At 66.6% G+C, this 22358-nt stretch carries 23 protein-coding genes; 12 read left to right on the top strand and 11 right to left on the bottom strand.

Annotation, left to right across the window (positions count from 1 at the left end; translation table 11 throughout):
• Positions 1 to 18 precede the first annotated feature (18 nt).
• The 7 genes from ccoN to F2P44_RS16905 are packed head-to-tail and all read left to right on the top strand — an operon-like array spanning position 19 to position 5398.
• On the top strand, positions 19 to 1446 hold the full coding sequence (gene ccoN / locus F2P44_RS16875; protein WP_167088211.1) for a cytochrome-c oxidase, cbb3-type subunit I: 1428 nt from the start codon (positions 19 to 21) through the stop codon (positions 1444 to 1446).
• A gap of 14 nt (positions 1447 to 1460) precedes the next feature.
• The gene (gene ccoO / locus F2P44_RS16880) at positions 1461 to 2075 is read left to right on the top strand and encodes a cytochrome-c oxidase, cbb3-type subunit II (RefSeq protein ID WP_167088212.1); all 615 of its coding nucleotides are present in this window, start codon (positions 1461 to 1463) and stop codon (positions 2073 to 2075) included.
• Position 2076: 1 nt separating this feature from the next.
• On the top strand, positions 2077 to 2259 hold the full coding sequence (locus F2P44_RS16885; RefSeq protein WP_167088213.1) for a cbb3-type cytochrome oxidase subunit 3: 183 nt from the start codon (positions 2077 to 2079) through the stop codon (positions 2257 to 2259).
• Positions 2252 to 3196 (top strand): cytochrome-c oxidase, cbb3-type subunit III, encoded by a 945-nt coding sequence (gene ccoP / locus F2P44_RS16890; protein ID WP_167088214.1) that lies wholly within the window; start codon positions 2252 to 2254, stop codon positions 3194 to 3196. The genes F2P44_RS16885 and ccoP overlap by 8 nt, the downstream gene beginning before the upstream one ends.
• On the top strand, positions 3193 to 4596 hold the full coding sequence (gene ccoG / locus F2P44_RS16895; RefSeq protein WP_167088215.1) for a cytochrome c oxidase accessory protein CcoG: 1404 nt from the start codon (positions 3193 to 3195) through the stop codon (positions 4594 to 4596). The genes ccoP and ccoG overlap by 4 nt, the downstream gene beginning before the upstream one ends.
• 19 nt (positions 4597 to 4615) lie before the next feature.
• The gene (locus F2P44_RS16900; RefSeq protein WP_167088216.1) at positions 4616 to 5149 is read left to right on the top strand and encodes a FixH family protein; all 534 of its coding nucleotides are present in this window, start codon (positions 4616 to 4618) and stop codon (positions 5147 to 5149) included.
• 27 nt (positions 5150 to 5176) lie between these two features.
• Entirely contained in the window at positions 5177 to 5398 is a 222-nt protein-coding gene (locus F2P44_RS16905) for a hypothetical protein (protein ID WP_229423590.1), read from the top strand.
• Between the two features lie 45 nt (positions 5399 to 5443).
• Here the strand turns inward: F2P44_RS16905 and F2P44_RS16910 are convergent, their stop codons facing one another.
• The 6 genes from F2P44_RS16910 to F2P44_RS16930 all read right to left on the bottom strand — a co-directional run bounded on the left by F2P44_RS16910 (position 5444) and on the right by F2P44_RS16930 (position 10087).
• Positions 5444 to 6451: an Rpn family recombination-promoting nuclease/putative transposase gene (locus tag F2P44_RS16910; protein WP_167088218.1), complete on the bottom strand. Its 1008-nt coding sequence runs from the start codon at positions 6449 to 6451 to the stop codon at positions 5444 to 5446.
• Between the two features lie 158 nt (positions 6452 to 6609).
• A complete protein-coding gene (fnr, locus tag F2P44_RS16915) occupies positions 6610 to 7377 on the bottom strand; it encodes a fumarate/nitrate reduction transcriptional regulator Fnr (protein ID WP_167088219.1) in 768 nt (255 codons plus the stop codon).
• Positions 7378 to 7506: 129 nt separating this feature from the next.
• Positions 7507 to 7677, bottom strand: a complete 171-nt coding sequence (locus tag F2P44_RS16920) for a hypothetical protein (RefSeq protein WP_167088220.1) — start codon at positions 7675 to 7677, stop codon at positions 7507 to 7509.
• A gap of 163 nt (positions 7678 to 7840) precedes the next feature.
• Positions 7841 to 9088, bottom strand: a complete 1248-nt coding sequence (rhlE1, locus tag F2P44_RS16925; RefSeq protein WP_167088221.1) for an RNA helicase RhlE1 — start codon at positions 9086 to 9088, stop codon at positions 7841 to 7843.
• A gap of 73 nt (positions 9089 to 9161) precedes the next feature.
• Positions 9162 to 9293 (bottom strand): hypothetical protein, encoded by a 132-nt coding sequence (locus F2P44_RS36140; protein WP_267877611.1) that lies wholly within the window; start codon positions 9291 to 9293, stop codon positions 9162 to 9164.
• 122 nt (positions 9294 to 9415) lie between these two features.
• Positions 9416 to 10087 carry a hypothetical protein gene (locus F2P44_RS16930; protein WP_167088222.1) on the bottom strand — a complete coding sequence of 224 codons (672 nt, stop codon included), beginning with the start codon at positions 10085 to 10087 and terminating at the stop codon, positions 9416 to 9418.
• Between the two features lie 308 nt (positions 10088 to 10395).
• On the opposite strand from F2P44_RS16930, the gene F2P44_RS16935 reads away from it, so the two are divergent.
• The gene (locus tag F2P44_RS16935) at positions 10396 to 12153 is read left to right on the top strand and encodes a DUF885 domain-containing protein (RefSeq protein ID WP_167088223.1); all 1758 of its coding nucleotides are present in this window, start codon (positions 10396 to 10398) and stop codon (positions 12151 to 12153) included.
• 254 nt (positions 12154 to 12407) lie between these two features.
• Here F2P44_RS16935 and F2P44_RS16940 read toward each other — a convergent pair whose 3' ends face one another.
• Genes F2P44_RS16940 through F2P44_RS16955 form a run of 4 tightly spaced genes read right to left on the bottom strand, consistent with a single transcriptional unit; the run spans position 12408 to position 16933 of the window.
• Complete coding sequence (locus tag F2P44_RS16940; RefSeq protein ID WP_167088224.1) at positions 12408 to 15005, bottom strand: hypothetical protein; 2598 nt, start codon at positions 15003 to 15005, stop codon at positions 12408 to 12410.
• Between the two features lie 21 nt (positions 15006 to 15026).
• A complete protein-coding gene (locus F2P44_RS16945; protein WP_167088225.1) occupies positions 15027 to 15875 on the bottom strand; it encodes a fimbrial biogenesis chaperone in 849 nt (282 codons plus the stop codon).
• A gap of 25 nt (positions 15876 to 15900) precedes the next feature.
• The gene (locus tag F2P44_RS16950; protein WP_167088226.1) at positions 15901 to 16395 is read right to left on the bottom strand and encodes a DUF4402 domain-containing protein; all 495 of its coding nucleotides are present in this window, start codon (positions 16393 to 16395) and stop codon (positions 15901 to 15903) included.
• Positions 16382 to 16933, bottom strand: coding sequence for a DUF4402 domain-containing protein (locus F2P44_RS16955; protein WP_167088227.1), 552 nt, complete (start codon positions 16931 to 16933; stop codon positions 16382 to 16384). Before F2P44_RS16955 ends, F2P44_RS16950 begins: the two co-directional genes overlap by 14 nt.
• Positions 16934 to 17307: 374 nt before the next feature.
• Between F2P44_RS16955 and F2P44_RS16960 the strand changes: the two genes are divergently transcribed.
• The 4 genes from F2P44_RS16960 to F2P44_RS16975 all read left to right on the top strand — a co-directional run bounded on the left by F2P44_RS16960 (position 17308) and on the right by F2P44_RS16975 (position 21500).
• Positions 17308 to 18582 (top strand): histidine kinase, encoded by a 1275-nt coding sequence (locus F2P44_RS16960; protein WP_167088228.1) that lies wholly within the window; start codon positions 17308 to 17310, stop codon positions 18580 to 18582.
• The gene (locus F2P44_RS16965; protein ID WP_167088229.1) at positions 18575 to 19345 is read left to right on the top strand and encodes a LytR/AlgR family response regulator transcription factor; all 771 of its coding nucleotides are present in this window, start codon (positions 18575 to 18577) and stop codon (positions 19343 to 19345) included. The genes F2P44_RS16960 and F2P44_RS16965 overlap by 8 nt, the downstream gene beginning before the upstream one ends.
• 134 nt (positions 19346 to 19479) lie before the next feature.
• Positions 19480 to 19968: a hypothetical protein gene (locus tag F2P44_RS16970; protein WP_167088230.1), complete on the top strand. Its 489-nt coding sequence runs from the start codon at positions 19480 to 19482 to the stop codon at positions 19966 to 19968.
• Positions 19969 to 20201: 233 nt separating this feature from the next.
• Positions 20202 to 21500, top strand: a complete 1299-nt coding sequence (locus F2P44_RS16975; RefSeq protein WP_167088231.1) for an NAD(P)/FAD-dependent oxidoreductase — start codon at positions 20202 to 20204, stop codon at positions 21498 to 21500.
• Positions 21501 to 21613: 113 nt separating this feature from the next.
• Here the strand turns inward: F2P44_RS16975 and F2P44_RS16980 are convergent, their stop codons facing one another.
• Positions 21614 to 22348 (bottom strand): sensor histidine kinase, encoded by a 735-nt coding sequence (locus tag F2P44_RS16980; RefSeq protein ID WP_167088232.1) that lies wholly within the window; start codon positions 22346 to 22348, stop codon positions 21614 to 21616.
• Positions 22349 to 22358: the final 10 nt, after the last annotated feature.

Here is a 22358-nt window from a genome sequence, read left to right on the forward strand (position 1 = left end):
ATTCTCAGGAGAGCCTTTGTGGACAGAGCTTTAAATTACAACAACAAGATCGTCAGATACTTTACGATCGCCACCGTCTTTTGGGGCGTTATCGGCATGCTGGTCGGCGTGTTCATCGCCGCGCAGCTGGCCTGGCCGGCCCTCAATTTTGACATCGCCTGGCTAAGTTACGGGCGCCTGCGTCCGCTGCATACCAACGCTGTCATTTTCGCATTCGGCATCAACGGCCTGTTTGCGACCTCGTACTGGGTGGTGCAGCGCACCTGCCAGGTGCGCCTGTTCTCGGACACGCTGGCCATGATCACCTTCTGGGGCTGGCAAGCGATCCTGGTGCTGGCCACTATCACGCTGCCGATGGGCTTCACGCGCGGCAAGGAGTACGCCGAGCTGGAATGGCCGATCGCGCTGCTGATCACGGTGGTCTGGGTGATCTACGCGATCGTCTTCTTCGGCACCATCGTCAAGCGCAAGGTCAAGCACATCTACGTGGCCAACTGGTTCTTCGGCGGCTACATCCTGGCCGTGGCGATCCTCCACATCGTCAACGGCGCGGTCATGCCGGCGTCGTTCTGGAAGTCCTACTCGGCCTACGCCGGCGTGCAGGACGCGATGATTCAATGGTGGTACGGCCATAACGCGGTCGGCTTCATCCTCACCGCCGGCTACCTGGGCATGGTGTACTACTTCATTCCGAAACAGGCCGAGCGCCCGGTGTACTCGTACCGCCTGTCGATCGTCCACTTCTGGGCCCTGATCTTCACCTACATGTGGGCGGGACCGCATCACCTGCACTACACCGCGCTGCCCGACTGGACCCAATCGATCGGCATGGTGTTCTCGCTGATCCTGCTGGCGCCATCGTGGGGCGGGATGATCAACGGGATCATGACCCTGTCGGGCGCCTGGCACAAGCTGCGTTCGGACCCGATCCTTAAATTCCTGATCGTGTCGCTGTCGTTCTACGGTATCGCCACTTTTGAGGGCCCGATGATGTCGATCAAGACCATCAACGCGCTGTCGCACTACACCGACTGGACCGTCGCCCACGTGCACGCCGGCGCCTTGGGCTGGGTCGGATTCATCACCATGGGCTCGATCTATTACCTGATCCCGCGCCTGTCGGGCAAGACCGAGATGTGGAGCGTGCGCCTGATCGATACCCACTTCTGGGTCGCGACCATCGGCATCGTGCTGTACATCTCGTCGATGTGGATTGCCGGCGTGATGCAGGGCTTGATGTGGCGCGCCGTGAACAGCGACGGCACCCTGACCTACACCTTCGTGGAAGGCGTCAAGGCGACCTATCCGTACTACGTGATTCGCGTCGGCGGCGGCTTGCTGTACCTGACCGGCATGCTGCTGATGGCCTATAACACGTACCGGACGATGCGCAGCACTGTCAGCGAAGACGCGCGCATTCCCACCCTTTTACCTGCACACGCCTGATTTCGGAGCTTGTAATGAAATTTTCACATGAATTAATCGAGAAGAATCCCTGGCTGCTGATCGGACTGGTTTTACTGGTTGTTTCCTTCGGCGGGCTGGTGGAAATCGTTCCCCTGTTCTTCCAAAAGTCGACCACCGAGCCGGTGGCCGGCCTGAAACCGTATTCGGCGCTGCGCCTGGTGGGCCGCGACATCTATGTGCGTGAAGGCTGCTACAACTGCCACTCGCAGATGATCCGTCCGTTCCGCGCCGAGACCGAGCGCTATGGCCACTACTCGGTGGCCGGTGAATTCGTCTACGACCGGCCGTTCCAGTGGGGTTCCAAGCGCACCGGCCCGGACCTGGCGCGCGTCGGTGGCCGCTACAGCGACGAATGGCACCGCACCCACCTGGACAATCCGCGCGACGTGGTACCGGAATCGAACATGCCGGGCTATCCGTGGCTGGCCAAGACCAAGCTGGTGCCGGCCGAGGTGATTCCGAAAATGCGCGCCCTGCAGCGCCTGTCCACGCCCTACACGGAAGAAGACATCGCCCAGGCGCCGGCCACGCTGGCCGACAAGACCGAACAGGATGCCCTGATCGCCTATTTGCAGGGCCTCGGCATCCAGATCAAGACGAGGAACTGACATGGCAATCGAACATATTTTTGACAGCGCGAGCAGCATCATGACCGTCATCAGCTTCACCACCTTCCTCGGCATCTTGCTGTGGACCTTCGTCCTCAAGGGCGGCAAGGACTTCGAGACGCAGGCGGCGCTGCCGTTCGCGGACGACGTTGCCGAGCACGCGCGGGAGAGCGGTCATGGCTGATTTCACCAGCGGTTTCTGGGACCTGTACATCATCGTCATCACGGTGCTGGCGATTCTCGGCTGCGGCGTGCTGCTGTGGTCCCAGTCGACCCACAAGGTCGAACCGGGCAGCGACGGCACCACCGGCCACGTGTGGGACGAAAACCTGACCGAACTCAATACCCCGCTGCCGCGCTGGTGGATGTGGCTGTTCTACATCACCATCGTGTTCGCGCTGGTCTACCTGGTGCTGTACCCGGGGCTGGGCAGCTACGCCGGCAAGTTGGGCTGGAAGTCGAGCGGCGAATATCAGCAGGAACTGGCCAAGGCCGATGCCGACTACGGTCCCCTGTTCGCCAAGTACGCCAGCGAGGACCTGAAGGCGGTGGCGGCCGACCCGCAGGCGCACGCGATCGGCGAGCGCATGTTCCTGACCTACTGCGCGCAGTGCCACGGCTCCGACGCGCGCGGCAACAAGGGCTATCCCGACCTGACCGACAAGGATTGGCTGCATGGCGGCGCGCCATCGGTAATCAAGGAAACCATCATGAAGGGCCGTACCGGCATGATGCCGCCGATGGGCGCGGCGGTCGGCTCGGAAGCCGATATCGAAAACGTGGCGCACTACGTCAAGAGCCTGTCCGGGCTGACCGCCGATCCGATCAAGGTCTCCTTCGGCAAGTCCAAGTTCGGCGCCTGCATCGCCTGCCACGGCGCCGGCGGCGTCGGCAACCAGGCACTGGGCGCGCCCAACCTGTCCGACAAGGTCTGGCTGTACGGCGGCAGCGCCGAGACGATCATGGAAACGATCCGCAAGGGCCGTACCAACACTATGCCGTCGTTCCACGAGTTCCTGGGCGAAGCCAAGGTGCACGTGCTGGCCGCCTATGTATGGAGCCTGTCCAACGATCCGGCGCCAGCGAACCTGGCAGTGGCGCCGGGGGTGGCGCAAAAATGAGCGAGGCCGCCAGCAAGCCGGTTGTGATCCGGATGTATGCCGCGCGCGAGGAAATCTACCCGCGCGAAGCAAAGGGGCGCTATGCCAGCTTGCGCTGGGCGTGCGTGTGGATCACCCAGATCGTGTTCTACGGCTTGCCGTGGCTGAACTGGAACGGCCGCCAGGCGGTCCTGTTCGACCTCGGGGCGCGCAAGTTCTACATCTTCGGCATGGTGCTGTGGCCGCAGGACTTCATCTACCTGGCGGCGCTGCTGATCATCGCCGCCTACCTGCTGTTTCTCGTCACCGCCATCGCGGGACGGGTGTGGTGCGGCTTCGCCTGTCCGCAGACGGTCTACACCGAGATTTTCATGTGGATCGAACGCAAGATCGAAGGCGCGCGCAGCGCCCGCATCCGCCTCGACCGCCAGCCCTGGACTGCCGACAAGCTGGCCAGGAAGAGCGCCAAGCACCTTGCCTGGGGCGTGGTGGCGCTGTTTACCGGCTTTAGCTTCGTGGCCTATTTTGCTCCGGTGCGCTCGCTGATGGCCAATATCGGCGCCTTCGCGCTGGGACCGTGGGAATGGTTCTGGATCGGCTTTTATGCCTTCGCCACCTACGGCAACGCCGGCTGGCTGCGCGAGCAGGTGTGCAAATATATGTGCCCGTATGCGCGCTTCCAGAGCGCCATGTTCGACAAGGACACCCTGATCGTCACCTACGACCAGGAACGCGGCGAGCCGCGCGGCGCGCTCAATCCCAAGGCCACGGCGGAGGAATCCAAGGCCAAGGGCGATTGCATCGACTGTAATATGTGCGTGCAGGTGTGCCCGACCGGGATCGACATCCGCAAGGGCTTGCAGTACGAATGCATCGGCTGCGCCGCCTGCGTGGATGCCTGCAACGGCGTGATGGACAAGATCGACCTGGCGCGCGGGCTGATTCGCTACTCGACCGATAACGCGATGGATAAAAAATGGTCGGCCAGGCGCATCGGCCAGCGTATCCTGCGCACCCGGGTGCTGATCTATACCGGGCTGCTGGTGCTGATCGTGGCCGGTTTCGGCACCGCGCTGGCGCTGCGCACCCCGCTCAAGCTCGATGTGATCCGCGACCGCGGCTCGATGGGGCGCGAAGTGGGCGACGGCATGATCGAAAACGTGTACCGCCTGCAGATCATGAATACCGCCGAGACCGGGCATACTTTCCGCATCAAGGTGTCGGGCATCGATTCGGTGCGGCTGGCGACACCCGACCAAGCGGTGCTCGATGGCGCCAGCACGCGCGCGGTGCCGGTGCGGGTGCAGGTCCAGCGCAGCGCGGCGGCGCCCGGCTCGAACCACATCGAGTTCGAACTGACGGCGGTGGACGACGCGTCGCTCAGCGTGCGTGAAAAAGCCGTGTTCATCGTGCCAAAATAAAGCAAACAAGGAGACCCGCATGCAAACCGCCTCACCCCTGACTCCCTCCATCGGCCCGTGGTACAAGCACCGCTGGCCATGGCTCCTGATGCTCGGCCCCGCGCTGGTGGTGGTGGCCGGCGTCAATCTCGGCTTCGTCGCCTGGCGCGGCCAGGATGCGATGGTGGTGGACGACTACTACAAGCAGGGCAAGGCCATCAACCAGGACTTGCGGCGCGACCGCGTGGCCAGCGCCATGCGCCTGTCGTTCAGCGCGGCCTACGATCCGGCCACGGAAAAGCTGGCGGGGACCTTGAGCAGCGGCGGGCAAGCCCTGGCGGCGCCGTTCAGCATCCACCTGGCGCACGCCACCCAGCCGCAGAAAGACCGCAAGCTGGACGTGATTCCGGATGCGGCGGGCCACTTTTCGGTGGCGCTGCCGCTGCTGGAGCGGGCACGCTGGCAGGTGGTGGTCGAAGGCGGCAAGCGTGACTGGCGCCTGGCTGCGGCCTGGCACTGGCCGCGCCAGCAGGCGCTGGCGATCGACGCCGACGCCCCGGCCGTTGCGCGCTGACAGGGGGGAGGGTAGATGCGACTTGCGATGAAAGTATTGTGGCCCGCCTTCCTGGCGGCGATGCTGGCCGAAGGCTGCTTCTTTGCGCTGTTCGACCCGCGCGAAGCGCTGCACGTGGGCGAGCTGGCACTGACGCCGATGGCGGTGTACACCATCGGCTTTTTCTTTTTCTGGACCTTTTGCGCGCTGGCCAGCATGCTGACCTACTATCTGCTGGTGGTGCCGGACGATCCGCATCCGCCGTTCTAGCCAGGATATGCCGTGCGCCTTGGCACGGCGCACAACCTGGCCGGGCTAAGTGGAGGTCGCCCCAGCGTCAAACACCGCCTGCAGGCTGGGCGCATTGAGGCTGCGCTCGAACCACTGTTCAAGCTCAGCCTGAGTGGCCTGAGCGATGCGCTGCGTTGCCGGCGCCGGCAATTCGCCGAAGCGGCTGCGCAACAGGCTGCCCAGCACCGCGCGAAGTGCAATGACTTGCCCTTCCGCCTTGCCATCTTCCTTGGCTTTTTCCGCCAGCGCGAATCCTTTTTGAAAGCCGAGTTCCTCGAACTGTTCGGCCCAGGTTGAAAGCTTACTGTCCATATCAGCATTCTCCTCCACACTATCCAAGGTGAACCATTCCGGTTTGCCGGTTGCGCGTGCCAGCAAACCGTTTACCCATACCTGGACCGAGCGCCGCAGATTGGCCTCGGGCGTGCCTCTGAACCACGTCATCAGCGCAGGCAGGACGTTTTTTGAGACATCGGGGCCGGCTGAAAGTTCACACCCAAACAGCAGCGCCAGCAGGCTGGCGTTCGCTTCCAGCGCTGTCCTGTCCAGGCGCTGCTGGTCGATCAGCACGTAGCGCTGGGATGGCTGGAGCGCAGCCAGCTCGGCGGGAGCTTGCATGAGGAGTCCGGTCAAGTCCAAGCTGGCGCTCCAGTGCGGCACACCGTTGTAGAACACCAGCGGCAGCACCGGCGGCAACAGCAGGCCAGGAGACAATTCGTGGCCCTTGACCAGGTCCTGGTACAGCAAGCCGATATAGGTTTGCATGCGCAAGGCCATCCAGCGGTCCACGCCGGACTGGCATTCCAGGAGAATATACACGTACAGAAATTCGTCGCCCAGCCGTACGCGCCAGACGAGATCGTCCTGGCGTGCCGACAAACGGTCGCTCACATACGCCGGATTGACCCGCTCGAAGGCCGACAGCGGGATCTCGTCGAACAGCTTGGCGGAAGTAAAGTCGGTGATCAGTTCGCGCACCAGTTCCGGGTGGGCGAACAGCGAACGGTATCCGAGGTCGTGAAGGGCGGGCATGGCGCATTGTAGCGAGCGTCTATCCCCTACCTTTGCGCTACCTCAGACGCGCGCCGAACCGGCAGCCTTAAATCCAGGCCGGCGTCTATGCCTAATAATTACCTTAAACATCTCACTGTAGCCTCTTGGAAGCTTTATTCCCGCGCGCTTGTTGCGTCTCAGGCCATCGGGCTGCACTGCTCGGTTCCGGCCGCCAGCGCCTTGAGCATGGCCGGATCGAGCAGGGTCATTTCGCGCTTGTCGACGCCGATCCAGCCCTGTTTCTTGAAGCGCGACAGCAGGCGGCTGATGCTCTCGATGGTCAGGCCGAGGTAGTTGCCGATATCCTCGCGCGACATGCGCAGCTGGAAACTGGTGGCCGAATAGCCGCGCGCCGCGTAGCGTGCCGACAGGTTGACCAGGAACACGGCGAAGCGCTGCTCGGCCCGCATATTTCCCAGCAATAGCATGACATTTTGCTCGCGCGTGATTTCCTGGCTCATGATGCGGTGGAAGTGGCGCAGCAGGGTCGGCACCTGGCCGAACAATTCTTCCAGGCGCGTGAAGGGAATCTCGCACACTTCGCTGTCTTCCAGCGCAACCGCGTCGCAATGGTGGCGGTCGCCGCTGATGGCGTCCATGCCCAGCAGTTCGCCGGCCATCTGGAATCCCGTGATCTGCTGTTCGCCGCCGGCATTGACCTGGTACGTCTTGAAGTGGCCGAAGCGGATCGCGTACAGGTTGCGGAACGGTTCGTCCATCTGGTACAGGCGTTCGTCGCGCAAGATGCGGCGGCGTTTGCCGATGATGCTGTCGAGACGGGTGATATCGTCCTCGTCGAGTCCCATCGGCAGGCACAGCTGGTGCATGCTGCACCCCGCGCAGCTGGCCTTGAGCGCGGCGACGTTCAGCAAGGCTGCGGGAACGAATGGAAGAGGCTGAGGCATAGGGTCTGACGGTTTGTGGCTTGAGCCGTATGATACCGCAGTGGAACCGTGTCGCGCAGGCTAATACCGGCGCAGTTGCCGCCTTTTCCCCGATACAGAGGGCAGATTGCACGCAATCGCGCCGTATTATCAGCGCCGGCGTTGTGCAAGTTGCAACAGCGCGGGCCGTACCGTGAGGGATAGTCCGGCGCCGGCCGCTGCCAGCAATTCCGGGCCACTCAATGGCGCAAAATGAAACATGGCGGGCAGCGCGGGCAGGTAGATGACGGCCGGCAGCGCGTTGGGACCGTCGGTGGCCAAGCTGCGCGCCGCTTCCGCTTCGTTCAGGCCGCCATGGATGGCCGCCCCGTGCGCTGTGCTTGCATGGGATTCCTGAACGAGGCGCCAGACGCGGCGGATCGTTCAGGATATCAATGACTTACTACCAAGTTTTGATGTGGCTCAAGCGTGTCCGGATCGGCACTTAACGCGGGCGGAAACGCACGTCGACGCTCGAGACGTCGCCCGTGACCTTGGCTTTCTTGGGTTTCTTGGGTTTTTTCAGCACTTCGCCGGCGGTATTGGTCAGCGGAACCCGGTGCTCGGGCGCGAAGCCAGGTTCCTCGATGCGCTCCAGGGTCTGTTTGGTCAGGATTTCTATGGCGGCGAGCAAGTCCACCTCGTCCGCGCATACCAGCGACACCGCTTCGCCCGAGGCGCCCGCGCGGCCGGTGCGGCCGGTGCGGTGGATATAGTCCTCGGCCACGATCGGCAAGTCGAAATTGACCACCTGCGGCAAGTCGTCGATGTCCAGTCCGCGCGCGGCCACGTCGGTCGCCACCAGGATCTTCGCCTCGCCCGCCTTGAAGCGGTCCAGCGCGCGCAGGCGGGCTGGTTGCGGCTTGTCGCCATGGATCGAATCGGCCGCGATGCCCTGCGCCTGCAGGGTCTCGACCAGCTGGTCCACGCCCTTGCGCGTCTTGACGAACACCAGCACCTGGCCCCAGCGGTGTTTTTTGAGCAGATACAAAAACAGTTCTGGCTTGCGTTTCTTGTCGACCGGCACCACCCACTGGCGGATGCGCTTGACGGTGCTGTTGCGTGGGCTGACCTCGATGCTCAAAGGGTCGATCAGCAGCTTGCCGGCCAGGGCGCGGATCTCGTCCGAAAACGTGGCCGAAAACAGCAAGGTCTGGCGTTTTTTCGGCAACGCCGCGAACACGGCGTCGAGCTCGCGCGAAAAGCCCAGGTCCAGCATGCGGTCGGCTTCATCGAGCACCAGCGTTTCGAGCTGCTCGAACTTGAGCGCGTTCTGGCGGTACAGGTCGAGCAGGCGGCCGGGCGTGGCCACCAGCACGTCGAGACCCTTGCGCAGCTTCATCATTTGCGGATTGATGCTCACGCCCCCATAGGCGACGTGGGTACGCAGCGGCAAGCCGGCGCCATAGGCACGGAAACTTTCGTGCACCTGCTCGGCCAGCTCGCGGGTCGGTACCAGCACCAGCACGCGCACCGCGTTGGCGCCGACCTGGCCCTGCAGCGTCAAGCGTTGCAGCAGGGGCAGGGCGAAGCCGGCGGTCTTGCCGGTGCCGGTCTGGGCGGCGGCCATCATGTCGCGTCCGGCCAGCACGGCGGGAATGGCTTGCGCCTGCACCGGGGTGGGAGTGCTGTAGCCGAGCGCGTCCAGCGTGCGCACGAGGGGATCGATCAGACCGAGGGAATCAAAAGACATGGGGAAGCGACCTTGCGGCAAAAGAACAAGGGCGTAGTTTACCCTGTCCGGCGATCGCCGGGGTGCAAAAGGCCTAGCGCGTGACGCTCACGGTGTGCGCTACGGTCGGCTTGGTCGGTTCGTGCTTGTCGCCGCAGGCGGCCACGGAGAACACGAGCAGGCAGCAGGCGGCGAGGGCCGCGAGCGGGTGAAAGCGTGGTTTCATGGCGCATCCCTCATAAAAGTCCGATGCTACCCAAAACCACGCCCGGGCGGCGCGCTGTTGCGGCGCGCTGACGCGCCGCGCATACGCGACGCGCATACGCGACGCGCATACGCGACGCGCTGTCAGAAGCGGTAGCTTACGCCGGCGCGCAGCACCGGATATACCTTGTAGGCCTGGACATCGGCTTCCATCTTGACGCGCTCGACGGCCACGTCGCGCGCCAGCTGGGTGCAGGCGGCGCTGGTGGCGGTACAGCCCGACTGCACCAGGCGCCCGTTCGGATGGCCCTGCCACAGTGCGCCCACGTCGGCGCTGAATTGCCACTTCTTGTCGGTGCTCAAGGCATTGCCCCAGCCCACGCCGAGGTAAGGCGCGCCCTTGTTGTACTCGATGCCGCCGTTGAGAATGCCGACCTGGCTGGCCGCGTAGTTCTTGCCATTGATGTTGTAGTTGCCGTTCGAATCCTGGCGCGCCACCATGCTGACCTTGTTACCGTTGTACACCACGCCGGCGGTCAGGCGGAACGGGCTGTTATCGATCAGGTGCCAGTCGAACAGCACGTCGATGTTTTGCAGCTTGGCCTTCATCGTGTAGCTGACGGTGCTGGCAGTATCGTTGTACTTGCGCTGGAAATAGCTGGCGCCGAAACGGGCGTTCAGGGTCTTTTCCATTGGGAAAATCAGGTGGGCGCCGACGCCGGTGGTGCCGACTTCGGCGGTAACGGCGATCTCGGCTTGCGCGCTGGCGGTCAGCAACAGGGCGGCGGCCGCCAGGGCGATATTCTTGATGTACATGCAATGACCTTTGAAGAATGACTGGGGGATGGCGGCATTGTACCGGCTCGGGCCGGCGGCGACATGCTCGGGCATCGTGGCCCGCCATGCTACCCCAGTCGGGGCCGCCAAGCCAGTCCCGAAAGGTAAGCAATTGTCGTTTTTTGTCGCCCGCCCGGGCCGGCCGGGATCGTTTGAAAAAGGCGATTCTCCTGTATTGACGGGCGCCGTTGCGTGCCGGGCTGGTGGTTTCCAAGCGGAATCCATGATAAATTCTGTCGCGGCCGTCCGCAAGCCGCCCCACCAACCGCTATTCCGGAGTTTCCCGCATGCCTACCCCGTTCCGGCGCGCCATCGCGCCCCGTCTGATCGCCGCCCTGCTGGCCTTGTCCTTTGGCGGCGCCGCCGTGCCGGCACTCGCTGCCGCTGCCGCCTTTGTAGCCGGGGTGCAGCAGCGCGACGCCGCCTTCGACCAATGGGCCGACCGCTTCGCCGCCGACTGGGTGCGGCTGTCGGCCCAGCGCGCCAGGTACACGGCGCTGGCCAGGGCGGGCGTGGCGCGGCTGGACCGCTTCCTGGCGGGGGCGCTGGACAGCGCCCGGCGCGTCTCGGCCGAGACTATGCGCTGGTCGCTGGCCAACCACCTGGCGGGCGAGCGTTTCGAGGACCACGCTTTCGTCTTCTCGCAATTCGGTGGCACCCATATCGCGCTGGTCAGCTTCATGAGCGCGGCGCACCCGATGCGGCGCGCGGCCGATGTCGACAGCTACCTGGCGCGCCTGGCGCAGATTGGCGAACGCATGGACCAGGCCAACGCGCGCGCCCGCGCCGCCGCCGCGCGCGGCCTGCTGCCGCCGCGCTTCATCCTCGAACGCGCGCTGGGGCAGGTCGACGCCTTCCTCAAGCCGGCCGCCGACCAGAACGTGCTGGTGCTCTCGCTGGCCGAGCGCAGTGCCGCCCTGGCCGACCTGACGCCGCCGGCGCGCGCGGCCGCCATCGACAAAGCGGCTGCCATCGTCGGCAAGAGCATCCTGCCGGCCTACGCCAGGACCCGGGCGCTGCTGGCCGAACTGCACCCGAAGACCGGCGACGACGCCGGCATCGCGCGTCTGCCCGACGGCGCCGCCGCCTACAGCCAGGCGCTGGCCAGCTTCACCGGCAGTACCTTGAACGCGGCCCAGATCCACGCGATCGGGCTGCGCGAAGTGGCGCGCATCGAAGGCGAGATGGATCGCCACCTGCGCCAATTGGGATTCACGGACGGCAGCATCGACGTGCGCATGAAAGCGCTCGACAAGACGTTTCAGCCCGCGGCCGGACCCGATCCGCGCGCGGCGATCCTGAGCAGTTACGCGGCCATGGTGCGCGACGCCGAGCAGCGCAGTGCCAAGCTGTTCAATCTCAAGCCGCGCGCGCCGGTCGAGGTGCGGCGCGAGCCGGCGCTGACCGAGGGCAGCGCCTCGGCGCACTACAGCGTGCCGGCGCCGGACGGCAGCCTGCGCGGCATCTTCTGGGTGCCGCTGCGCGGGCCGTCGTTCGACATGATCCGCATGCGCAGCCTGGCATATCACGAAGCGGTGCCGGGGCACCACTTCCAGCTGGCCATCCAGCAGGAACTGAGCGGCTTGCCGGCATGGCGCACGCAGCGCATTTTTGGCGGCGGCAGTGCCCACTCCGAAGGCTGGGCGCTGTACACCGAGCGGCTGGCGGTGGAGCAGGGCTGGTACGACGGCGACCTGGCGGGATTGCTCGGTGCGCTCGGATCCGAACTGTTCCGCGCGCGCCGGCTGGTGGTCGACACGGGCTTGCACAGCAAGGGCTGGACGCGCCAGCAAGCGATCGACTACGGCATTGGCGCGGCCGAGGTGGAGCGTTACGTGGTGTGGCCGGGCCAGGCCTGCGCCTACATGCTGGGCATGCTGCGCATCCTCGAACTGCGCGACAAGGCGCGGCTGGCGCTGGGCGAGCGCTTCACCTTGCCGGCTTTCCACGACGTCATCCTGAAAAACGGCTCGGTGCCGCTGGACGTGCTTGGCAAGATCATCGACCAGTGGATCGCCGACCAGTCCCAAGCCGCCGCGACCTGATTATTTCCTAACCGGGGTCAGAGCTCTGACTCGAAACATTGTTAAATCCGGCGAGGCTGGCTCGACCGAAGCTGGTTCGCGCGCAATCGCTCCTTCGCTCTGCCGGCAGCGGCACGGCACTCGTCCGGCGCCAAAAATGGACCGCATTGGCACCGATGTACGCGTTAACTGTTAAATATTGCTAAACAGAGGTCAGACCCCGGTTTTGGGGGGGAGGAAATGTTTCGAGTCAGAGCTCTGACCCCGGTTGAGCATTATTTGGTGACGTGGAAGTCTTTGCCGTTGACGACGCTGCCGGCGGCGTCGATGGTGATGAGGTGCATGCCGCTGTCTTGCAGGCCGAGCCGGGCCAGTTGCGCCGGGGCCAGGCGCAGCAGGTAGTCGCCCGGCGCCACGCCGCCCAGCACGTAGTAGCCGTCGGCGGTGCTGGTGGTCTTGCCCACGATGGTGCCGCTCCGGTCCAGCAGTTCGAGCTCGAAGTCGCCCATGCCGCGCTGGCCGGCCGCACCGGCCAGGTAGGTGGTGCCGTCGATTTCGCCAGTGATGCCGATCGCGATGTCCAGCCGGCTGACCTTGCCCGGGCGCGGCAGCAGCCGCCGCCCCGGTGCGCGCGCCTGCCATTGCGGGTCTTCCAGGGTGGCCGGGTCGACCGCGATGTCGACCTGCTGGTGCGCCGGCAGGCGGTTGAGGTAGAGCACGCCGTCGGCGTCGCTGCGCGCCAGGTGGGTGCCGCCGTTGACGGCGAAGCCGGCCCCTTTGATCGGTTCGTCGTCGCCATCCATGACGCCGTTGCGGTTCTTGTCGAGGAAGATGCGCACCGAGGCCGCGCCGGCCGCCGCCATCGGCACGGCGTCGCGCAGCCAGCGCCCGCTCCTCGGTTCCTGGCCGAGCGCCATGAACAGCTGCACCCCGCCGCCATAGTCGCCGCGGCTGGTGTAGAACGCGCTCACGCCGAGCCCGACGCTGCCCACGCCCTTGTTGAGCGAGGCGCTCCAGCGCAGCTGCTGGTCGGCAAAGGTGCGGGTGACGGCGGCGTTGAGGAGGTAGCCGTCGCCGACGAATTTGTCGGCCGCCAGCGCCAGCGCGGAGACGCCGGCGTCGGGCACGATGGCAATTTGCAGATGCCCGCTGACGCCGATCCCGGCCACGCGCCGGCTCGCTTGCAGGCTGGCGTCGGCATGGCGCACGCCGTCGACCGCGCGCCACAGGGCGCCGGCGCTGAGCGCGCTGCCCTGGCGGAAGGCGGACAGGCGCGCGCCGGCTTCGTTGCGGGTGGCGCCGGAGGCGAGCTGCTCGCGCCGCAGCTGCACCGAGAGCGGCATGGGCATGGGACCGGCGCCAGGCAGCATGCCGTCGAGGCGCAGTTCGGCGCGGCTGCGCAGCGGGTCGGGCCCGGGCAGGAACAGTTCGCTGGCAAAGCCGTCCAGGCGCGCATGGCTGGCGCTCACCGCCACGCCGCCGACCCGGGTCTTGAGGCCGATGCGGGCCAGCTTGCCGCCGTCGTCGGCGTGCGCGACGGCGGCGTCGACCAGCAGCGCGCGCCAGTAGCCGTGCAGGCCGAGGTTGGCGTAGCGCTTGTCCTGCTTGCCGAGCGCCAGGCGCACCACGCCGCCGCTGGCACTGAGCTGGGGCGCCAGGCCGACTTCGGCCTGGGCCAGTGCGCGGGCGGCGCCATGCTGGCCGGCCTGGATGCTGGCGCTGTAGGCGACGTCGCCCGGGGCCAGCACCGCCTGGTCGATCAGGAAGCTGTGGCGCTCGATGCGCAATTGTCCCAGCGGGCCGTGGAATACCAGGCGAAATTCGTTGGCGCCGTAGATCAGCGGCTGGTCGTCGAAGCGGTAGCGCCCGTCCGGGCGCGCTTGCTGGAAGCCGATCAGGGCGTCGTTGAAGTACAGTTCCACATCCCAGCCGGGCGCCAGGTCGCCTTGCAGGGTGTGGCGGTCGGTGCGCGCCGGCTGGCCGAGCGCGCGGTTGGAGATGGCCACGCCGCTGCCGTTGCCGCTGGCCAGGGCGATGTCGCCCACGCCGGGCGCGAGCACGCTGCCGATTTGCAGCGTACGCGCGCGCAGGGGACCGAGCAGGCCGGCGTCCGGGTCGTTGCGCGCCAGGGTCAGGCGCGCGCTGGCGCCGCCGCCGGCCCGGCCGGCGTGCAGGTAGAGCGCGGCCTCCATGCCCGCCAGGTCGGCGGTGAGGTAGGCGGTGTAGTCGAGCGTGGTCCCGCCGCGGTGCGCGTCGAGCGCCACGGTCTGGTCGATGAAGGGCAGGGCGGCCAGCGCGTAGGGGGTGTCGAGGCGGGCGTAGACGGGGGCCGGGCCGCCATCCTGGTGCTGCGCCGTGCCGCCGCGCGACTGGCGTTCCAGGCGCGCTTGCAGCGGCAGCTTTTCGCGCGCGCGCACGCACAGCACCAGGCTGGCCATGTCGACGTCGAGATCGACCGGCAGCCATTGCGCCAGCAGGCGGCTGGCGACGTACAGGTCGTCGGCCTGGCGTTTCACGTGCGCCGGGTCGAACGTGGCGCGCCGCTCGCCTTCGATCACGAGGCGCTGCGCCAGGTCGAGCCGGAAGCCGCGCTGTTCATCCAGGATGTAGCCGCTGGCCAGGCCTTCGGCCGCCTCGCTGCGGATGGCGATGGTGAGCAGGCGCGCCAGTTCGCCCAGCGGCAGGTAGACGTCGTCGCCATGCTGGTAGGCGCCCAGCGCGTCCGATACCAGGTAGTCGCCAAGCCGCACTTCGAGCACCAGGTCGGGACCGTCGGCGCCGGCGCCGCGCACCGGCCGCGCCAGTGCCAGCACGGCCAGCAGCAGCACGATGCCGAGCCGGCAGGTGCGCCGGCGCAGGCGGTGAGAGCGCATGGCGACGCCGGCCGCCTGCGCTCAGGGCAGGGCGAGCGTGGCTTCGGCCAGCACCGCGCCGCCGGCTTCGGCGCGCTCGCGAAAGCGCAGGTGCAGGGTGCCGCGCGTGAGCGTGACGCCGGGCGGCATGGTCAGGTTCAGGCTGGCCTTGCGCAGGGGATTGGGGGTGTAGATGGCCACGCCGGCGGCTTTGGCCAGCACGTGTTCGGTGCTGCCGCCCTGCGCCACGAAGGCAGCGCTGACGTCGCCGTACACCGAGCTGTCGCCGCTGCGCCCGATCTGGAACGAGAGCAGCGCGCCTGCGGGGCCGCGCTGGACGTCGAGCGCGCCCAGGGTCACGCTGGCGCCCTCGGTCTGGTGCCGCACGATGACGGGAATCGAGGCGCCGATCAGGGTGTTGAGCACCACCCCGATCTGCTGCGCGCCCGCGCCTTGCTGTTCGACGCTGCTCGCGCCCGTGGTGTCGGCCAGTTTTTCGAAGTGCAGGTGCGAGCGGTATTCGCCCGGGGCCAGGCTGGCCGGCTTGCGCAGCATGACGCGCACCACCTGGGCGGCACCCGGCAGCAGGGTAACCTGGCGCGGCGAAAAACTGAGCATGGCGTCGGCGAAGCGGTCGTCCGGCCCGGCCGCGTCGGCGCCGGTGAATTCGCCGCTCTCGGTCATGCGCCGGTTGACCAGGCTGATACGGTAGGTGGCGGGGGTGCTGTCGCTGTTGATCAGTTCGACCTGGGCGGCGCGCTGGTTCTTGGTGAATACCACGCGGGTCGGGTTGAGCATCAGGCCGGCCAGCGCCTGCAAGGGCAGCGCCCCCGCCAGGATGGCTGCCAGGAACAGGCGCGCGGCGCGCGCAAGGGAGAAGGTGGAGTGCATAGGGGCCTCGCGGGACGGTGATCGGCTATTGATATTCGATGGTGATGGGGAAGGTGCCACTGTAGTTGCCGGGTCGCTGGCCGGGCGCGACTTGCAAGGTGGCGCCCACCGCAAGCAGCTGGGTGCCGCCGGAGAGCATGCCGGCGCCGGCCGGGACGCTGACGAAGTCGCTCAGGGCCATGCTCGCGGCGCCGTCGCTGATGAGGGCGCCGGCCGGCAGGCTGATGATGTAGACCAGGTTGGCGTTGGCAGGTTTCTTGTCGCTGATGGTGAACCTGGCCGGCGCGCCGGCCGATGCCAGCAGCACCACGCCGCCGGCCGCGGAACGCGCGCCGCCCGTGCCGACATGGACGCTGCCGGCGGCGATCGCGGCGAAGCGGCCGAAGGCGAGCTCGCCGGCGGCCACCACGTTCAACTGGGCGCGCGCCGGCGTGGCTGCCAGCAGGCAGGCAGCCACGCCGAGCGTAGCGGTGCGCCACAACAGGCGCACGCACCGGCGGCGCGCGTCAGTTGTATTCAACGGTGGCGATGACATTGCCGGCGTAGGTGCCAGGAGCCTGGTTGGCGGCCACGGTCAGGGTGCCGCCCACGTACAGCGACTGGGTGCCGCCGGCCGAGAGGGTGCCGGTGGCGGCATCGCCCGAGGTGGCGTTGGCGCCGGTCAGGTCGCTGAATTTGGCCAGGGCCATGGTTTCGCCGCCGCCGCCGCTGTTGGTCAGCAGTGCCGTGCCCGAGTGGGTGATGGCGTAGGTGCTGCCCGGCTCGCCCGTGATGTCGAACTTGGCCGCCGAGGTGGGCGAGGCGCCCATCGCCACCACGCCGCTGACGGCGCGCACGCCGCTGGTGCTGACGGTGATGGTGCCGCCGGCCGCGGCGGCAAAGGTGCCGAACGCCAGGTTGGTGCCGACCACGACGGCGATCGGGGTGACCACGGTGCCGCCGGCGGTGGCCGTCGCTTGCGCGGCGAACGCCGGTGCGCCCAGGCCCAGGCCGGCGGCGATGACGGCGAGTATGGCCAGGGTGGACAGGGTGCGCTGCTGATTGATCGTTGTGTTCATTCCAGCTCCTTGGTTTCTTCGGTTGGGTTTTTTTCTTTGCAGAAGCTCTTTCTGCAAGGGAATAGTACCTGCGATTTTTCATCGGAAAACCGCGTCCGCCGCGCCTTCCGGCAAAGCTTGATATGTATCTAAAGAGGGTGGCGGATTGGCGTCGGGATGTTGCGCTATTGCCGCGCCGTGGTGGCGTGCCTGGGGTTCAGCGGGCGGCTTGGAGCAACGTTGGCGGGTGTGCTATCTTCCGTTCCGGAAAACGCACGGAGCGGCGCCCAAAGTGGCGTTCGTCGGCGCCGGCGCGGTTTCGTCGGATCCGCTCCCGCCCGGCACGGGCCGCTTGCTATAGTCATTTCCACCCCTCCCTGACTGGATTGCCGACCATGACAAGTTTCTTTTTTATCTTCCGGATCACCCTGGCGTGGGCCATCGTGGCCACGGCGCTGGCGATTACCGTGGCGCAAACGCTGCTCAGCGAGCGCGATAGCGGTGGCGGCCTGTTGCTGCTGGTGCTGGGCGTGATGGCGTTTGCCGCCGTGACCGCGTTTTCGCACGTGCGCCGGGTGCGCCTGCTCACGGGCGAGGTCGACCGCGCCACCCTGGCTTGCCGCCAGCGGCGCCAGATCGAGGTGCCGTTCGAGGCCGGCGAGACGTTCGACATCATCGACGCCGCCATCCGCGAACTGCCCGGCGCCGGCCAGGTCGACAGCGCGCGCGACAGCCTGCAGGTGCGCGCCAGGATCGGCTCGGTGCCGCCCTACAGCGGCGGCGCGGCGTGGCTGTTTACGGGCCACGCCAGCCCGGGCGGCAACCAGATCATCGTGACCGTCACCCCGAATGGCGATGCCGGCAGCGTCACCCTGATCTGCGAGCCGGAACGCGGGGCCTGGACCGACTGGTTCCTGGTCGATGCCGGCGGCAACCTGGAAAACGCCGATGCCATCGGCCGCGCCGTGGCGCGCCGGGTGGCCGAGCGGCGCCGCGGCGAGCAGGCGGCGGCGATCCAGACGGCGACCGAAAAGGAACTGACCGTCGCCAAGCTGAGCTTGCTGCATGCGCAGGTCGAACCGCATTTCCTGTATAACACCCTGGCCAGCGCGCAATTGCTGACCCGCAGCGATCCGGCCCGCGCCGACGAGATGCTGGGCAACCTGATTTCTTACCTGCGCAACTCGCTGCCGCGCACCGACGATGCGCTCTCGACCCTGGGCCAGGAGCTGGAACGCGCCAGGGCTTACCTGGACATCCTGGTGATCCGCATGGGGCCGCGCCTGCGCCTGCAAGTCGACGTGGCGGCGCAACTGCATGGGGCGCCGTTTCCCGCGATGATGCTGCAAACCCTGGTCGAAAACGCCATCAAGCACGGGCTGGAGCCGAAACCGGGCGGCGGCACGGTGTGGATCATCGCGCGCGTGCACGAGGGCGCGCTGGCGTTGACGGTGGCCGACGATGGACGCGGCTTTTCGGCCGAAGGGGGCGGTACCGGCATCGGCTTGCGCAATGTGCGCGAACGGCTGCGCCTGGCGTACGGCGGCGCTGCGGGGTTTGCCATCGTGTCCAACTATCCGTGCGGGGTGGCGGCCACGATCAGCGTGCCGTATCCGGCCGCGGCAACGGCAACGGCAACGGCGCTGGCGGAGGCGCGGCGTGATGGTTGATTGCATCATTGCCGAAGACGAGCTGCTGTTGCGCGATGCGCTGGTGCAGCAGCTGGCCGGGGCCTGGCCGGAGTTGCGCATCGTGGCCGCCTGCGACGATGGCGGCAGCGCGCTCGAAGCGCTGGCCGCGCACCAGCCGCAGGTGGCGTTCCTGGATATCCGCATGCCGGGACTGAGCGGGCTGGAAGTGGCCGGCGCGCTGGCCGAGGTCAGTCCGCGTACCCAGGTCGTGTTCGTGACCGCCTACGACCAGTACGCGATCGATGCCTTCGAGCGCGGCGCGCTCGACTACCTGCTCAAGCCGGTGGCGCCGGCGCGCCTGGCCGCCACGGTGCAGCGGGTCAAGGCGCGCCTGGCCAGCGGCACGGCGGACGCCGGCGTGCTGGCGGCCTTGCTGCGCCAGCTGGGACGCGAGCTGGCGCCGCCGGCCAGGCCGGAACCGCTGGTCTGGCTGACCGCCAGCGCGGGCGCCGAAACGCGCTTGATCATGGTCGAGGATGTCGCCTATTTTCAGGCCGACAGCAAGTACACGGTGGTGATGACGGCCCAGGGCGAGGCGCTGCTGCGCAAACCGATCCGCGAACTGCTCGACGTGCTCGATCCGGCCATGTTCCGCCAGATCCATCGCTCGACCATCGTCAACCTCAAGGCGATCGCCTCGGTGGCGCGCGACGAGAGCGGGCGCGGGGTGGTGCGCCTGCGCACCCGGCCCGAGACGCTGGCCGTGAGCCAGCCGTTCATGGCCTTGTTCCGGGCCATGTGAGGCAGCCTGTGTGCGCTGGCGTACCGACTTGGCTATTGCTTTTGTTAAACTAATGGATGTGAGTGGCAAGGCGCGTGGCGCCGGCGGCTGACGGCGCGCCTGCCGGGCGCGTTGACTTTCTTTGTGAGGCAACCATGAAAAGCGTAATCATCGCCGCCGTCCTGCTGGGCGCGAGTTTGTCCGGGCAGGCCCAGACCAATGTCAGCATCAATATCGGGCAGCCGGGGTTTTACGGACGCATCGAGCTTGGCGATTTCGGCCGGCCGCCGGTCGTCTATACGCAGCCGGTGGTGATCGAACGCTATGCGCGCGTGGCGCCGGAGCCGCTGTATCTGCGGGTGCCGCCAGGGCACATGAAAAAGTGGAGCAAGCATTGCGCGCGCTACGACGCCTGCGGGCGCCAGGTGTATTTCGTGCGTGACGACTGGTACACCAATACCTATGCGCCGCGCTACCGCGAGATGCGCGGCGGCGGACGCGACCGGGACCATGGACGCGGCCGCGATGATGGCTACGATCGCCATGACCGCAAGGAGCGTGACCGGGATCATGGACGCGGTCATGGCAACGGTCACGGCAACGGAAATGGCCATGGCAACGGTCACGGCCGCGATAAGAACTAGCGCCCCCGCTTGCCCGGGACCTCCACATCGTCGTTGCTGCCACTGGCAGAAACGACTCCCCGCGAAGGCGGGACCCAATGCCGAGCCTTAGCCCGCGGCTGGGCAGGCAGCCCGGGTCGCCCGCCTGCGCGCCGCCGACGCTACTCAAGCCGCGGGCGTCCACCGGTACAGCGTGGGCGCGATTTCCCGGAACGCAGTAGACTGGCGTTGTCAAATAATTCAGGGAGATACTTTTGCGCGGCGAAATTGTGATTGTCGGTGGTGGAGCTGGCGGGCTGGAGCTGGCTAGCAAATTGGGCCGCAAGCTGGGTCCGTCCAAGGTGTTTCTCGTCGATAGCCGCTTGTCGCACATCTGGAAACCCTCCCTGCACGAAGTTGCCGCCGGCACGCTCGACATCCACCAGGAAGGCTTGTCCTACCAAATGCTGGCCCACGATAACGGTTTCAGCTTCGTGTACGGCGCCCTGACCGGGCTCGATGCCGCCGCCAGGCGCCTGACCATCGGCCCCATCCGCACGTCCCAGGACGAGGAAGTGCTGCCCGAGCGCACCCTCGAATTCGGTTCGCTGGTGATTGCCGTCGGCAGCACGTCCAACTATTTCGGCGTGCCTGGCGCCAAGGAATACACGATTTCCCTGAACGCGACCGAAGACGCCGAGCGCTTCCGCCTGCAACTGTTGAAACTGCTGGCCCGGGCCGATGCGCGCAAGGCGGTCGAGCCCGGCGCCGGGGTCGATATCGTCATCATCGGCGGCGGCGCCACCGGGGTGGAACTGGCGGCCGAGCTGCGCGAGGCGAGCGCGGTGTACACCACCTATGGTTTCCAGCACCTCCAGCCGCGCCAGGATGTGCGCCTCACCTTGCTCGAAGGGGCACCGCGCATTCTCGCGCCGCTGCCCGAACGGGTTTCGGACGCGGCCCTCAAGCTGCTGCACGAACGCGGCATCAAGGTGGTCAACGAGTGCCGCGTGACCGCCATCGCGCCCGGCCAGGTGACCGACAAGAACGGCAATGTTTACCCGTCCGACCTGTGTGTGTGGGCGGCCGGCATCCGCGCGCCCGAATTCCTGGCCACGCTCGGCTTGCCGCTGGCCAAGGGCGGCCAGATCGAGGTCGACGGCTTCCTGCGCGTGAAAGATGCTTCCGGCATCTACGCCATGGGCGATTGCGCCGCCTGCACCGACGCCGCAGGCAAGATGGTGCCGCCGCGCGCCCAGGCCGCGCACCAGCAGGCCGATTACCTGCTTGCCACCTTCCTGCGCCAGCAGGCTGGCAAGGCGGCGCAAAGCAAGCCCTACGAATACAAGGATTACGGTTCGCTGGTGTCGTTCGGCCAGACCACCACCGTGGGCAGCCTGATGGGTTCGCTAAAGGGCTTGAGCTGGTTCGTCGAAGGCTTTTTTGCGCGCATGATGTATGTCAGCCTGCACCTGATGCATCACGCGGCCGTGCTCGGTCACGTGCGGACCGGGGTGCTGGCGCTGGCGCGCTTCCTGATCAAGCGCAGCACGCCCCAGGTGAAGCTGCACTGACGCGCACGTGCTCCAAGGCTATTTCTTCGCCCAAGACCGCGCTCAGGATGGCAGCGCCGTTGCGCAACCGCAGACCTGGCTGATGCCAGGATGGCAAGGCTTGCGCCAGCGGCTTAGTCGCTGGGCGCCGCCTGCGCCGCCGGCACCTTGGGCAGGGTCAGGATCATGACGGTGCCGCGCTGGCCGGCCGGCATCACCGACAGGGCGCCGCCAAGGTAGCGCGCGCGCTCGCGCAGCAGGCGCAGGCCGTGGCAGCCGGACGACGCAGCGGAGCGCTCGCCCAGTCCCACGCCATTGTCGCGCACCGTGAGCATGCGCTCGTCGCCGCCATCGTCCAGAATCACATCGATTTCAGTCGCCCCGGCATGCGCGGCGATATTGCGTAAACCTTCTTCCAGCGCGCGCAGCAATGCCACCCCGTGTTCGCGCGGATAGCTTTCATCCTCGTCGGGCAGGCTGCAGCGCGCCACCAGATGGTGCTGTTTGCCAAAGTCGCTGACCAGCTCGGCGATGGCTGATTTGATGCCGAGAAACTCCAGCTTGTCGTTCCACAGCGACAGCTGCATGTCGCGGTTGGTGTTGATGATGGTCATCAGCAACTGTTTCATCTGGGCGGTGCGCTCTTGCAGCGCCTTTTCCTTGGGCAGTTGCTGGGTCAGCAGGGCCAGGTGCATGGTCAGGGCCGTCATCGACGAGCCGAGGCTGTCGTGCAGCTTGCGCGCCAGCAAGCGCCGCTCGTCATCCCGGCAAGTCGTCAGATGGCCGAGCAGTTCGCTCAGGTCGGCATTGCGTTCGGCAAGCTGGCGGTCCGGGTCGGCGTCATGCGGAGGGGAGGGCGGTAAGCTCATGCTGGACTCT

Origin of the sequence: Massilia frigida, from assembly GCF_011682175.1 — a bacterium.
Lineage (GTDB): Bacteria > Pseudomonadota > Gammaproteobacteria > Burkholderiales > Burkholderiaceae_D > Telluria_A > Telluria_A frigida.

What these genes read in the sequence shown, in the direction of transcription:
- F2P44_RS16930 (WP_167088222.1), bottom strand. Translation starts at nt 10,087, where the DNA reads ATGTACATCAAGAATATCGCCCTGGCGGCCGCCGCCCTGTTGCTGACC.
- ccoG (WP_167088215.1), top strand. Translation starts at nt 3,193, where the DNA reads ATGAGCGAGGCCGCCAGCAAGCCGGTTGTGATCCGGATGTATGCCGCG.
- fnr (WP_167088219.1), bottom strand. Translation starts at nt 7,377, where the DNA reads ATGCCTCAGCCTCTTCCATTCGTTCCCGCAGCCTTGCTGAACGTCGCC.
- ccoO (WP_167088212.1), top strand. Translation starts at nt 1,461, where the DNA reads ATGAAATTTTCACATGAATTAATCGAGAAGAATCCCTGGCTGCTGATC.
- F2P44_RS16885 (WP_167088213.1), top strand. Translation starts at nt 2,077, where the DNA reads ATGGCAATCGAACATATTTTTGACAGCGCGAGCAGCATCATGACCGTC.
- F2P44_RS16960 (WP_167088228.1), top strand. Translation starts at nt 17,308, where the DNA reads ATGACAAGTTTCTTTTTTATCTTCCGGATCACCCTGGCGTGGGCCATC.
- F2P44_RS16910 (WP_167088218.1), bottom strand. Translation starts at nt 6,451, where the DNA reads ATGCCCGCCCTTCACGACCTCGGATACCGTTCGCTGTTCGCCCACCCG.
- F2P44_RS16970 (WP_167088230.1), top strand. Translation starts at nt 19,480, where the DNA reads ATGAAAAGCGTAATCATCGCCGCCGTCCTGCTGGGCGCGAGTTTGTCC.
- F2P44_RS16965 (WP_167088229.1), top strand. Translation starts at nt 18,575, where the DNA reads ATGGTTGATTGCATCATTGCCGAAGACGAGCTGCTGTTGCGCGATGCG.
- rhlE1 (WP_167088221.1), bottom strand. Translation starts at nt 9,088, where the DNA reads ATGTCTTTTGATTCCCTCGGTCTGATCGATCCCCTCGTGCGCACGCTG.
- F2P44_RS16940 (WP_167088224.1), bottom strand. Translation starts at nt 15,005, where the DNA reads ATGCGCTCTCACCGCCTGCGCCGGCGCACCTGCCGGCTCGGCATCGTG.
- F2P44_RS16905 (WP_229423590.1), top strand. Translation starts at nt 5,177, where the DNA reads ATGAAAGTATTGTGGCCCGCCTTCCTGGCGGCGATGCTGGCCGAAGGC.
- F2P44_RS16900 (WP_167088216.1), top strand. Translation starts at nt 4,616, where the DNA reads ATGCAAACCGCCTCACCCCTGACTCCCTCCATCGGCCCGTGGTACAAG.
- F2P44_RS16955 (WP_167088227.1), bottom strand. Translation starts at nt 16,933, where the DNA reads ATGAACACAACGATCAATCAGCAGCGCACCCTGTCCACCCTGGCCATA.
- F2P44_RS16945 (WP_167088225.1), bottom strand. Translation starts at nt 15,875, where the DNA reads ATGCACTCCACCTTCTCCCTTGCGCGCGCCGCGCGCCTGTTCCTGGCA.
- F2P44_RS16935 (WP_167088223.1), top strand. Translation starts at nt 10,396, where the DNA reads ATGCCTACCCCGTTCCGGCGCGCCATCGCGCCCCGTCTGATCGCCGCC.
- F2P44_RS16980 (WP_167088232.1), bottom strand. Translation starts at nt 22,348, where the DNA reads ATGAGCTTACCGCCCTCCCCTCCGCATGACGCCGACCCGGACCGCCAG.
- ccoP (WP_167088214.1), top strand. Translation starts at nt 2,252, where the DNA reads ATGGCTGATTTCACCAGCGGTTTCTGGGACCTGTACATCATCGTCATC.
- F2P44_RS36140 (WP_267877611.1), bottom strand. Translation starts at nt 9,293, where the DNA reads ATGAAACCACGCTTTCACCCGCTCGCGGCCCTCGCCGCCTGCTGCCTG.